This is a genomic window from Flavobacterium soyae (assembly GCF_021245985.1).
Classification (GTDB): Bacteria; Bacteroidota; Bacteroidia; order Flavobacteriales; family Flavobacteriaceae; genus Flavobacterium; species Flavobacterium soyae.
Genome location: NZ_JAJQXA010000012.1, coordinates 96,383 through 110,153 on the forward strand (window position 1 = coordinate 96,383; position 13,771 = coordinate 110,153).

General features: G+C 36.4%; 6 protein-coding genes. All 6 read right to left on the reverse strand.

Going from position 1 to position 13,771, the window contains the following annotated elements:
• On the reverse strand, positions 1 to 7,517 hold a 7,517-nt coding region (locus LUU93_RS15790), incomplete at its 3' end, for an immunoglobulin domain-containing protein (protein WP_232682142.1).
• A 1,237-nt stretch (positions 7,518 to 8,754) separates the two neighbouring features.
• Positions 8,755 to 9,228: a DUF6495 family protein gene (locus LUU93_RS15795; RefSeq protein ID WP_232682143.1), complete on the reverse strand. Its 474-nt coding sequence runs from the start codon at positions 9,226 to 9,228 to the stop codon at positions 8,755 to 8,757.
• 96 nt (positions 9,229 to 9,324) lie between these two features.
• Entirely contained in the window at positions 9,325 to 12,495 is a 3,171-nt protein-coding gene (locus LUU93_RS15800) for a TonB-dependent receptor (protein ID WP_232682144.1), read from the reverse strand.
• Positions 12,496 to 12,595: 100 nt separating this feature from the next.
• Positions 12,596 to 13,036 carry a 50S ribosomal protein L9 gene (gene rplI, locus LUU93_RS15805; RefSeq protein WP_232682145.1) on the reverse strand — a complete coding sequence of 147 codons (441 nt, stop codon included), beginning with the start codon at positions 13,034 to 13,036 and terminating at the stop codon, positions 12,596 to 12,598.
• Between the two features lie 66 nt (positions 13,037 to 13,102).
• A complete protein-coding gene (rpsR, locus tag LUU93_RS15810) occupies positions 13,103 to 13,399 on the reverse strand; it encodes a 30S ribosomal protein S18 (protein ID WP_002987043.1) in 297 nt (98 codons plus the stop codon).
• Positions 13,400 to 13,404: 5 nt separating this feature from the next.
• Positions 13,405 to 13,746 carry a 30S ribosomal protein S6 gene (rpsF, locus tag LUU93_RS15815; RefSeq protein WP_007810575.1) on the reverse strand — a complete coding sequence of 114 codons (342 nt, stop codon included), beginning with the start codon at positions 13,744 to 13,746 and terminating at the stop codon, positions 13,405 to 13,407.
• Positions 13,747 to 13,771 lie beyond the last annotated feature (25 nt).

A 13,771-nucleotide genomic window follows, 5' to 3' on the forward strand; every position in this document is an offset into this window, starting at 1 on the left:
GCTGTGTACCAAACTATTGTGCCAACCGCTGGTGCATTTACCTGAATATCGGCAACTGTCGGAGCATCAACTAAACAGAAGTCTTGTGCTGCATCTGTAGTCGCTGGTGTTCCAGGATCGGTTACGTTTACGGCAATTGCTAATCTAACATTACTTTCGCAGTTTGTTGCTGGGTTTAGAATTGAAGCATAATATGTTCCTGCTGCTAATGCTGTTGTCGAAGGAACTACTGTTCCGCCTGTTGCGGCAGTATACCAAACTATTGTTCCAACGGCTGGTGTGTTTATCTGAATATCGGCAACGGTTGGCGCATCAACTAAACAGAAGTCTTGTGTGGCATCTGTAGTAGTTGGTGTTCCAGGATCGGTTACACTTACGGCAATTGCTAATCTAACATTGCTTTCGCAGTTGGTTGCTGGATTTAAAATTGAAGCATAATAAGTTCCTGCTGCTAATGCTGTTGTAGTTGGAATCGCTGTTCCGCCTGTCGCAGCTGTGTACCAAACTATTGTACCAACCGCTGGTGTGTTTACCTGAATATCGGCAACGGTTGGCGCATCAACTAAACAGAAATCTTGTGTGGCATCTGTAGTAGTTGGTGTTCCAGGATCGGTTACACTTACGGCAATTGCTAATCTAACATTGCTTTCGCAGTTGGTTGCTGGATTTAAAATTGAAGCGTAGTATGTTCCTGTTGCTAATACTGTTGTCGAAGGAACTGCTGTTCCGCCAGTAGCAGCTGTGTACCAAACTATTGTGCCAACCGCTGGTGTGTTTATCTGAATATCGGCAACGGTTGGCGCATCAACTAAACAGAAATCTTGTGCAGTATCTGTAGTCGCTGGTGTTCCAGGATCGGTTACGCTTACAGCAATTGCTAATCTTATATTGCTTTCGCAGTTGGTTGCTGGGTTTAGAATTGAAGCGTAATATGTTCCTGTTGCTAATGCTGTTGTCGAAGGAACTGCTGTTCCGCCAGTAGCAGCTGTGTACCAAACTATTGTGCCAACAGCTGGTGCATTTACCTGAATATCGGCAACTGTCGGAGCATCAACTAAACAGAAGTCTTGTGCTGCATCTGTAGTAGTTGGTGTTCCTGGATCGGTTACGCTTACAGTAATTGCTAATCTTATATTGCTTTCGCAGTTTGTTACTGGATTTAAAATTGAAGCGTAATAAGTTCCTGTTGCTAATGCTGTTGTCGAAGGAACTGCTGTTCCGCCAGTAGCAGCTGTGTACCAAACTATTGTGCCAACCGCTGGTGTGTTTACCTGAATATCGGCAGCTGTCGGAGCATCAACTAAACAGAAATCTTGTGTCGTATCTGCTGTAGTTGGTGTTCCTGGATCTGTAACTGAAATTGTTACTGCTAATCTTACGCTGCTTTCGCAACCTGTAATTACATCTGTAGCAGCTCCATAATAAATACCGCTTGTTAACGCTGCAGTTGATAATAAAGCTGTTCCGCCTGTTGGAGCAGTATACCAAATTACATTTGATTCATTTACCTGAATACTTGCAATTGTTGGTGCATCAATTAAACAGAAATCTTGTGTGGTATCTATAGTTGTCGGCGTATTTGGATCACTTATGATAATTACAGCATCTTGTAATGTTCCTGCAAGATTTTCACAAGTATTATCACTGGCCGCTGCCGCATAATAAGTAATTGGACTCATTGCTTTTGTTAATCCTACAGCTGTTAAAACACCCGCTGTATTGATTGTATAAGTAACTCCTCCTATAACTGAACCATTTGTTATTGGCTGTGTCCTAGCTGCATCTAAATACCAGGTAAATACCGGATTTGTTAGTGTTGGTGCAGTTGGAGTTAATGATGCCGATACGCTGTGACAAACTGTTAAGTCATCAACTAAAATATCATTTACAGTTGAAGGAGGCAGAATTGTAAATGTAATTTGTTTTCTGTCTGCAGCTGCAGTTTCACAAAATTGATCTCCGCTAACTCCTACATAATAGGTGTAAGTTCCCGGAGCTAATCCGTTAACGATTAACTGTGAAGTTGTTTCTCCGGTAATTAACTGACTTGTTGTTCCGTTAAAACTGTACCAATAGTAAACTGGAGTTGTTAAAACTGGTGTTCCGCTCAAACTTGCGGCTAAAGTTACAGTTCCTGATGGAGAACAAATTGAAGTTGCCGTTCCTCCGTTTAACGTAATATTTGTTAAAGCATTTACCGGAGCAGAAGCTTTAATTTCAACTGTTACTTCTCCTCTTGCAAAAGTTTCACAGCCATAACGTACTGGCTGAACATAATATTTATAGATTCCTGCTGGTAAACTTGCCGGTACTGTATAAGTAATTCCTGTAGCAAGTGCAGTTCCTCCTGTTGGTGCATCATACCAAATATAGGTTGAACAGGCTTCTTCGGGTATTTGAAGCGTTATATCTGCTCCCGGGCAAACTGTTATTTTATTATCCGGATCGGCTCCTATTACGGTTGTGTTTGCAGCTCTTTCTACCGTGTGAATTCTTAATAAATCTAATACTCCTACAGTTCCCCCTAAACGAATTCTTACTCTATCGTATGATTCTGTTGGTGAAGAAACCAGAACCATTGCCATTGTATTTCCCGGCAATAAGTTTGAGCTAAATGATGGGCTTGAATTGTCAATTGGTGCTCCAACAGCAACACTTCCTAAGTAACGCTGAATAGTAAATCCATTTAATAAATTAACACTTAAAATTGAACCTGGTCTTGAAACGACAATCCTTAGTGTATCACTTACTACTGATGGTGTTTTAAATTCGACTGTTAAGTCGGCTGCGGCCAAAGCCCCAGCTCCGCTGTACATTGTAGCAAAAGTTGCAATATCATTGTCTGCAACATTCCACGCATCGCTCACTCCTATTGCACCTGTAACAGTTACAGCTCCCAAATCAGTTGCTCCATAAAAAATATCGCGAATATCACCTGGCGTACAAACCGCACTTGAAACTGATCTGTTGTAATGAGCATCGAATACTTTTGTGTTTTGAACAACAGTTAAAAGCGAAGCTGACTGAATACGTATTCCGTCATAATTCTGCGGACCCGAAACATCTGAAGGAACAAAAGTAAACTCAAAGGTATTATCTCCAGGAATTAAATTCAATAATGGGCCAGATACGGGCTGCATCGTTCCAATATCAACTCCGCCTATAGTTCCTATTACTGATAAATTTTGACCAACCGTTAATACGTTGGATTCAGAACCTAATTTAATAGTTACCGGCGTTCCTTTTACAATAGGTGCCGGCCAGGTTAAATTTTGCCAGGTTGTACCAACTCCTAAAAGTCCTAAACCTGTTGTAATTGTAGAGAACGTCTGCGGATCTCCGTCAACTGCATTTGCACCGTCAGTAACAGTTCCTGTAATCATTGTTCCTGATGTTTGTGCAGTAGCATAAACTCTTTCTGTTAAAGATTGACAGCTGCTAAGATCAATTACATTGATAACTTTTGCTGCTGTTGCAGAACAGATTCCGTCATTGGCAACAACGGTATAAGTATAAACTCCCGGTGTATTTAAAACCCCAGTAGTAAAAGTTGGTCCCGTTAAAGCATTTCCTTGCGGATCAAACCATGAAATTGTTCCTGTTGAAACCGCTGTTAAGGTAACATTTGAGCCTATATTTACTGATTCTGATGGGTTTGTTACTACCAGGCTTGGCAAGGCATTTATTGTTACTGATACAGACTGAAGTACTGAAGGACAAGTAACTCCATTACCCTGAGCCAAAATTGAATAAACACCGCTTACTGTAATATTAGCAGCAGCATCTGAAGTTATTACATTATTTGATGGATCGTAGAAAGTATAAGTTGTATTTCCTGTTGAATCAAAATTAGTTATTGCATCTCTTAAATTAGCACTTCCACAGCCTGTCAATGCTGCGTTTACAGTTAAAACAGTAGTAGAGGGAAAGTTAACAGTTACTTGTTTTAATGTTCCATTAACATTTTCACAAGTACCTCCATTTAAAATTGAGACAAAATAATTATAAGGTGTTCCTGCAGCATTTAAACCTGCAATAGTAAGTTCTCCTGTTATAGCATCTTTAGTAAATGTTACTCCCGGCTGACTTACTACAGTTGTTCCGGTTATAATTTCCTGAGTTTTATTTTGATCCGTATAATATCTAAACTCAGCTCCTGTAATTGTTGATGATGTTGGGGTTAAAACTGCATCTCCGGCACAAGTAGCCTCAACCGGAGTTGTAATTATAACATCAGCATCTGTAGGAATTTGCAGTACTGTAACGGTAACAGCCTGACGTAAACTATTAATACAAGTTCCTCCTCGAGTTCCTTCTAAATAATATGTTGTAGTAGATGTTAAAGGGGCAGTTGGATTAACTGCAGCAATGTTTCCTCCTGTTGGAGCATCATACCATGTAAAGGTTTCTGTTCCTGTAGAAGAAGCTGTCAAAGAAGCTGTCTGCCCTGAACAAATTGGTACCGAAGCTCCTGTTATTACTGCATTTGGAAATCTGTAAGAAGCTGCATAAATGTATAAATTAGCTAATGCTGTTGCCAAACCTCCTAATCTTACCTCAACCTGATCAAATGGTGCGGCTGCAGTAAAACTTGCTTTAAATCTATTTCCTGTCAGTGGCTGAAGGTTCAATAAATTATTGGTAATTGCAACCCTGTCGTTATTATACGTTACTCCATTATACGTTGCCAGGCTAACCGCTCCTAATAATGAATTATTAGATAATCCGCCTGGTATTTCTAATTCAACATCAATTATATCTCCTGTCTGACCTGGCGTAGCAAAAGTCAAAAGCTGCTGAATATAACCTGTAACACCAAGCGGTACAGTAAGTTCTGCATATGTACTTATATCACCATCTACAGAATTATTTTGATTAGCAGAAGTACACAAAACACACAAACCACCTGTACTTGTTATTTGAGAGCCAGCTTGCAAACAACTATTAATTGCATTAATTACTGTAACATTAATTACAGCTTTTGCACTACTGACACAATCTGTTGCTAAATCTACAGCCTCCACATAAAATGTTTTATTTGCAGTTAAAGCCGGAGTTGGAGTATATGTACTACTAGTAGGCTCTAAAATAGTTCCTCCCGTTGGAGCATCATACCATGTATATCCAATTCCAGGTGAACTTGTAACTGCCAACATCACACTCTGACCTGACTGAATAATCACATTTGAAGAGACAGGAACAGGTACTGAAGGTTGTGGATTTATATTTACATTTACCGGAGTACGTGCAGCACTTAAACAACTTCCAATAACCGCTTCAACATAATAAGTTACAGGAGCAGTTAAATTTGGTGTTGTATAAGAAGTCCCTGTAAACAATAAATTTCCGTTTGAAGCCGCATCATACCAATTATAGGTCGTGCCTACAACTGGTGATTGAACCGTTATTGTTGTTGTATCTCCGCTACATATATTTGCAGGTGAAGCAACAACTGATGCTGGTGCAATTGGATTATTTACTGTAACAAGAACCGGATTTCTTTCACTGTTAACACAGCCATTTCTTGTTACTTCAACATAATAAGTTGTTCCAGTTGTTAAAGCCGGAGTCGTAAATGCGGCTGTAGAAGCTAATGAGGCCCCGCCAGTCGCTGCACTATACCAATTAACAGTTTCACCAACTGCAAGAGCAGCGGTTAATGTTGTCGTTTGTCCGCTGCAAACAGTTGTGCTGCCTGTTATAACCGGAGCTTTATATCTATATGAAGCCTGATAAATATCTAAATTTGCTACTAATGCAGCCAAACCTCCTAATCGAATTTCTACACGATCAAAATTTGCTCCGGCAGTTACACTTGCTCTAAAACGGTCTCCGCTTAATGCTTGCAAAATAATTGACGGATTGTCAATTGAAATTCTGTCATTATTATATGTAGCTCCATTATACGTTGCCAGACTAATCTCTCCTAATAATGAAAGATTGGTTAATCCGCCTGGTATTTCTAATTCAACATCAACGATGTCACCCGTTTTACCTGGATTGGTAAATTGCAATGTCTGCTGAATCCATCCATTAATTAAACCTAGAGGAACCGTAAGTCTCGCTGCAGTTGCTGTATTTCCATCTACAGAATTATTTGGATCTGTAGAACTACACAATAAACACAAACCATTTTGTGCTGTCTGCTGACTGCTGGCTTCAAGGCATCCGCCTAAAACCGACGATTGTACCGTAACCGTTACAGGAACTCTAGCTGCACTAACACAACTGCCGTTTGGACTTTGAGCTTCAACATAATATGTTGTTGTTGCAGTTAAAATAGGTGTCGTAAAATTTGGTGTATTTGTTGCAACCGGCGTTCCGCCTGCAGCTACATCGTACCAGTTTAATTGTGCTCCGGGTTCAGAAGTTTCTGCATTTAAAGTTGTATTCTGACCTGACTGAATCGTAACACTTTGCGTTAACACTGTTGGCGTTACAGGAACTGCTGTAGAAACTACATTTACTGCAGTTCGTGTAGGACTTATACAACTGCCTATCGCACCTTCGACATAAAAGGTTGTGGTACCCAAAGGTACTGTAGGTGAATAATTATCTCCTGTCGCCAGTGCCGTTCCGCCGCTTGAAACAGAATACCATGAGTATGTTGTTCCCGGAATAGGATTTAAAAGCGTTAAAGTGGTCTGCTGCGTTGCTCCCGTAGAACAAATAGCTGTCCCGGCGTTATTAACCGCCGGTGCAACCGGGTTAGAAACATTAAGAACAACTGGTACCCGGACATTGCCTTCACATCCGGCAGTTCGGGAAATACTAATGTAATAAGTGGTATTAGTATTTAAAACAGGGGTTGTATAAGTATTTCCTGTTGCTAATGGTACAGTCGACGTTTCAGAACTATACCATGCAAGCGTAGTTCCTGCGGCCGGAGTCGCTGTAAGCGTTGTCGCAGACCCGGCACAAACAGTTTGTGATAAACCGCCAGTAACTGTTGGTTCTGCAAACTCTAAACGAACATCATAAAGTCGTAAGCTGAGCAAAAGACTTAAATTCCCTCCAACCTGAATTTGCACTTGATTGGCATCGCCTGTTAAGGTATATTCTGCAACCGCAACAGTGTTTCCTAATAAAAAATTCAAATTCAAATTTGGATCATTTAAAGCCACACTTGAACCTACATTTGTACCAGACATTTTGGCTTGAAGAGATACATTAGATAACAATCCAAGATCCAGCAAACCATTTCCTGTACCAAAGTAAATTGCAATTTGATCTCCTGCTCTGGCCGTCTGGTTCAAGGTCATTGTTTCTTCTACGAAACAGCTTACACCAACAGAATTTGTCAGGGTTGCAAAAGTCGTTAAGCCAGCGCTGTCATAAGCATTGGCAGGACTATCAATGTTTAATCCTACGCACAAAAATCCGCCTTGACTATTTGTTTGAGACACTGGTCTGCAAATAGTCTGCGAAAATACATTTGTGCATAATAAGAATAAAAATAATAGTCCGAATAATCTCTTCTGAAAATTGAGACTACAAAAAGTAAATTTTTTTTTCATAATTTGGAAGATTAGAAAATGGACAATAAAATACCTGCTGCCATAAGCACGCATGCTTAGGCAATTAAAAAAAACATTAAAAATCAATTAGTTAAACTCTAAAACAAATCCTTAGCACATAAAGACTATAGTTTAAATTTTTATAAAAAAATTATGTTGTATCTAATATACCGAAGTATACAGATGAGAACTTTTTATTTTCTTCAAATAAAAATATTCTCGAAACTTTTGGGGAATATTGATCTGAATCAATCTTCCAAATGAAGTGATTTGTTTTTAAATGAATTTTCATAAACGAAAATTTAAAGTGTGGGAGGAGAATTTTAATTCTATAATATTTAATCGATTTCAAATAGAAAGCTGATTACTCTTTCTATGATTTTGATTCATCTAAAACCAAATTCGAAATTGAATCAATTAAACATTAAAGGTTTTATCCATTAAAAAATTTAACAGACAATATTATCGTCAACACAATGCAGACAACACTTTAAATATTTAGAATTGAATATTGAAAACTTTTGAAAAAAGTCAGTAACAAAAAAAGTAGAATCAAAAGGATGTAGAAGTTTGTTTTTCTTCAGAATAATAAAAAATAAAGCTAAAATAATATGAAGACCTAATGCAAACTCAATAAAGAAAGTAAATGTCAATTCCATAAGCAGTCGATTAAAAATTATTATTACAAAGCCAATTCGATTATAATTATTACATAGTATACATTTTGATTTTAAAAAGTCATACAGATAAATCTTCTTTTGGTATTTAGTGAAGTAAAGCCGAAAACCATTTTGTTTAACTTTTGTATCCTAAAATTATAAAAAACAAAATTATAAAACAAGCGTAAAATTCTTATTTTTTTAAAGAAAATAAAATTTAAAAAATAATAAATCTTTGTTAATATAAGAAAATACGGAGTTTTTATTACGAAACACCCTGTTTTATTAGGCTTAAAAATACTTACATTTTTATGTTAAATTTAATATTTATAAGTTAAATACTACATAAAATATATCGAAAACGATTGAAATTTAACATTTTGACACACATTACAATTCAAAATCTGTTAAAATTAGATGATATTTCAAAAATTTAATTATTAACAAAAAAGCACGTAGAAATACGGGTATAAAAAAACACAAAAGTCTAAACAAAAGTTAAAAAAGTAAAAAAAGAATAAACAATTAACATGATTGCTTATCCTTTTTTAAAATTTTGAAAATGAAATTATTACAAACTAAGATTCTAAAATTGTATTAATTTGCTTAAATAATTGTCCTTCACTTAGAAAAGCCCCCTGCTTAATCAATTCAAAAATTGAAGAATTTCTATCCTCAGTAAAGACCTTTTTTCCAACTTTCATTTCGATATTTTCAGTAAACATATTATCACTAAGCCACTGCAAACCTTCTTTCGTCAAAAAATCAGTTTCCGGAAGTAATGATTTCAATACTATCGATTGTACGTAAGTATCAAAACATTGAAATAAAAAAATATGATTCTTTGAAAAATGTTCTAAAAATTCTGCTCTGCCTAAAACACCTTCCCAGATTAAATCTGAAAAAACATCCAGTTCCTGCTCGGCAACTTCCGGTTTATTTACTTTAAGAGAATCCCATTCTGCTTTATCTATTGCCTGAGTTGCTAAAAAACTTGCAAATTCTGCATGTAATTCATCAAACTGCTCTTTTGTTAATCTTGCGTACTTCATTATTTTTTTATTGTTTAAACGCCTTAAAAGAACTTTTAATAATAAAAAAAAAGCCCTCGCAAATGCGAGGGCAAATTTATAACTTTTTTATTATTACTAAAAAATGTATCTAATACCAAATTGAGCCTGCCATCTCGACGTTAAACTGGCATCATAACTAAATGTTTTGGTTTGGGTATTATTAAACGTATAAGTTGGCGTATTTCCAACAACAGTTACCCCAATAGGCTGAACACTAGTTGGTACCTGAACAACACCCCAATCAGAATTTAATAAATTTCCAAAATTTAAAATATCGATACTAAACTGAATCGTGTTTGTTTTTTCAGATGCCGATGAATACTTAAAATTATAATCCTGTAATAATTTAATATCACATCGTCCCCTCCAAGGCGATATTGCACCATAACGTTCTGCATACTGCCCTCTTCTGTCTTTCATATATTTATCCTGCGAAATAAATTTATCAAAAGCTTCTCCCTGGCCAGCACCGCTAAAAGTCATTTGGGCAATTTCTGCAGTTGTTGGAATATAAATCAAATCATTTACTGTAGAACCATCTCCGTTAATATCTCCTCCATATGTATAATTAAAACGTCCTCCCTGAGCATATTCAAAAAACGCAGAAACTGTAGTTGCCCACTTATCTTTTCCGTATTTCCATTTTTTTGAAGCTACTCCAATAAAACGATGATTATCACCATATTTTGAATTCGAAAGCACATCATTATTTACATTTCCTAAAGCAGGATTAAAAGAAAAAGCATCTCCGGTAATCTCTGCTTCAATAGAGTTAACATCTTTTGATTTCATATAATTATAAGCAATACTTGCATACAATCCATTTACAAATGTTTTCTGCACTTTAGCAGAAGCATTAAAAGCACTTCCTTTGCAAGAATTTGTCATTACATAAGCGTTATTCTCGCCATGATCTGCCGCCACATAAATTGGTCTGTTATCCACACCCGCCAATACTCCTGTTGGAGGTTTTAAACCCCAGTTTTGTACATGTACCGCATTAATATCTTTATTATATGACAAATCAAGCGTTACGATATAATTACTTTCAAATCTATGATCGTAACCTAAACTTGTTCTCCATACTTGCGGCCATTTATAATCCGGATCCATAATTTGCAAAAAGCTGTCATCTGCGCCGCTTACCTGATTTCCTAACCAAACAAACGGAATTCTTCCTGTAAAGATTCCAGACCCTCCTCTAAGCTGCGAAGTCGCATTGCCTTTTACATCCCAGTTAAAACCTATACGTGGTGACCACAAAATCCTGTCACTAGGTAAATCCGTCGAAATCAATTTAACAGCTTCTCCCGTTTGAGGATCATAATAATCAATATCATTATTTCTACCTGCCCCGCCGTTATCAGTGTCAATATATTTCTGAATTAAGTCTGCAGTATTAAAATACAAAGGCTTATCAATTCTTAAACCTACGGCTAATTTAAAATCATCACTTAAACTAATATCATCCTGAGCATAAAAAGCCCATTGACCTACATTTAGCTCTGCCAGCTTCCAACCGCCATCACTGCCTACAGCATATTGACTTTTTGTATTATATGTATCTTGAGCATATTGAAGATTTTGTGCAATAATACTTGTAGCATATGGCTGCGCAGCATCGTTTAAGAAATCCTGTACTGTAAAATAAGGTGTAAAAAATGTTCCCGCATAACCATTTGGGTTTCCAAAATTATCATACCCTGCTAAATTGAAAGAATTTTTAAATTCAAATTTCTCAAAAGAAGTTCCAAAAGTAAAAGCATGTTTCCCTACAGTATAAGTCAAATTATCAGTAATTTGAATTACTTTTTGATCTAATGTATTATTTATAGAAAAAGGTTCATGACCTGCAATAATATAATTTGATCCTGCACCGTCCTGAATATTTATAACAGGCGCAGGAACAGAAAACGGTTCTCTGTAATCATCAAAATGAGTATAACCTGCCTGCAGTTTGTTTGATACCGATTCGCTGAATTTAGAATTCAGCTCCACTAAAAAGGAACTCAATTTATTATTGATTTGATATCCTGAATTTTGAAATTGCAATATAGAAGCATTTGGTCCTCTAAAACCAAGAGCTGTTGGGTGTGCCGGTTTATCTTTTGAGGCATCAAGAAAATTATAAATAACCGCTAATTTATGATTATCATTAATATTCCAATCTAATTTTATAATCCCTTTGCTTGAATTTGATTCATGCTTAAATCCCTGATAGGCACCGGTATTATAACCTAAATTTGCCAAAGCGTTCGAAACCGCGATTAAATCTGATTCCAGAACTCTTGATTCATTAATTCCGGTAACCCCATCATTGTTATTAGCAACAAAATTAGAGCCTAAATCACTTCGCTTATCAATTTCAAAATTCCCAAAAATGAATAATTTATCTTTAATAATCGGTGCTCCCAAACTAAATCCGGCCTGAGTCTGCTCTAATGAAGGCACAAATATTTTCTCTCCTTTAATCTTGCTACCTGTCAAATCCTGATTTCTATAGAATGCATAAGCTGTACCATGAATTTCATTCGTTCCTGATTTGGTAACCGCATTTACAGAAGCTCCTGTAAAGCCGGATAAAGTTACGTCATAAGGAGCTGTAGCAACCTGAATCTGCTCAATTGCATCTAACGATATTGGCTGAGCACCTGTCTGCCCTCCTGGAGTTGCAGCATCAAGTCCGAATGGATTATTAAAAACCGCTCCGTTTAAAGAATAATTGTTATATTGATCATTTCTACCACCAAAAGAACCTCCGCTTGCAGTTGGCTCTAAACGGGTAAAATCTTCTGCCGATCTTGAAATTGTTGGAAGCGCTGTTAGCTCTTTCCTTCCAATTGTTGTTTCAGCACCGGTTTTCCCGCTTTTAAAAACTTTATCTTTTGAGGTAACTTTAACTTCCTCAAGCGTCTGACTTTCATCAGCCAGAAGTACATCTATATTAAATGGTTTTCCTAAATCCAGATATATGTCATTATATTCCTGACTTTGATATCCAACAAAGGTTACTAAAATCTTGTAAGGTCCGCCAATTCTCATATTCAAAATATTAAACCTTCCATCTTCATTGGAAACGGCAGAATATTTAGTTCCGGTTGGAGTATGAACTGCTAAAATACCAGCTCCCGGCAATAGTTCATTACCTGAACTTTTTACTATACCCTTAATACTCGACGTAGTGGTTTGTCCTGTGGCCGCGGTGAGCCCCAGCACACATAACATTAATGCAAATAGTTTTTTCATTTTCCTGGTTTTGAGTGAGTTAATTCACTCAAAATTAGGCAAAAAAAAATCACTCCTAAGAGTGATTTTTATATTTTATTAACAAGAAGTTAACAAAATGTTATTTTTCAGCAATGATCTCGTATGGTAATTCAACGATAACATCTCTGTGTAAACGGATGCTCGCAGAATATTTCCCTGTACGTTTCACGATACCGCTAGTGATGAATTTTCTGTCGATAGCGTTACCAGATTTCTCTAAAGCTTCAGCAATATCGATGTTTGTGATAGAACCAAAAAGTTTCTCTCCACCAGCTTTTGCAGTAAGTTTAATTTCAAGAGCTTTTAAAGTTTCAGCTAATACTTTTGCATCAGCAACAATTTTAGCTTCTTTATGTGCTCTTTGTTTTAGGTTTTCAGCTAAAACTTTTTTAGCAGAAGGAGTTGCTAATGTAGCAAAACCCTGAGGAATTAAAAAGTTACGACCGTAACCAGGTTTTACAGATACTACATCATCTTTAAATCCTAAGTTTTGTACGTCTTGTTTTAAAATAAGTTCCATGTTGTTGTCCTTATATTTTAGAAGTTAGGTTCTGCCTGAACAGAAACCAGCGACTAGAGTTTTTAATTATTTTAATAAATCGGCCACGTATGGCATTAAAGCTAAGTGACGAGCTCTTTTTACAGCTACAGAAACTTTTCTTTGGTATTTTAATGAAGTTCCAGTTAAACGACGAGGAAGAATTTTTCCTTGCTCATTTACGAATTTCAATAAGAAATCAGCATCTTTATAATCGATGTATTTGATTCCTGATTTTTTGAAACGACAATACTTTTTAGTTTTGTTAGTTTCAATGTTTAAAGGCGTTAAATATCTGATATCTCCGTCTTTTTTTCCTTTTGCAGATTGCTCTATTGTAGACATAATAATTAAGCTTTAGTAGATTTTAATTTTGCTCTTCTTCTCTCCGCCCATGAAATAGCATGCTTGTCTAAACTTACAGTTAAGAAACGCATAACTCTTTCGTCACGTCTAAATTCAGTTTCAAAAGCAATCAGAACTTCTCCAGCTACTTTGAACTCAAATAAGTGATAAAAACCACTTTTTTTGTTTTGGATTTCGTAAGCCATTTTTTTAAGACCCCAATCCTCTTTTGATACCATTTCAGCTCCTCTGCTAGTAAGAAATTCTTCAAATTTCGTTACTGTTTCCTTCACCTGAACCTCAGATAAAACGGGATTTAAAATGAAAACAGTTTCATAATGATTCATAAATAAAAAATTTATTTGTTAAAAT

What these genes read in the sequence shown, in the direction of transcription:
- LUU93_RS15795 (WP_232682143.1), bottom strand. Translation starts at nt 9,228, where the DNA reads ATGAAGTACGCAAGATTAACAAAAGAGCAGTTTGATGAATTACATGCA.
- LUU93_RS15800 (WP_232682144.1), bottom strand. Translation starts at nt 12,495, where the DNA reads ATGAAAAAACTATTTGCATTAATGTTATGTGTGCTGGGGCTCACCGCG.
- rplI (WP_232682145.1), bottom strand. Translation starts at nt 13,036, where the DNA reads ATGGAACTTATTTTAAAACAAGACGTACAAAACTTAGGATTTAAAGAT.
- rpsR (WP_002987043.1), bottom strand. Translation starts at nt 13,399, where the DNA reads ATGTCTACAATAGAGCAATCTGCAAAAGGAAAAAAAGACGGAGATATC.
- rpsF (WP_007810575.1), bottom strand. Translation starts at nt 13,746, where the DNA reads ATGAATCATTATGAAACTGTTTTCATTTTAAATCCCGTTTTATCTGAG.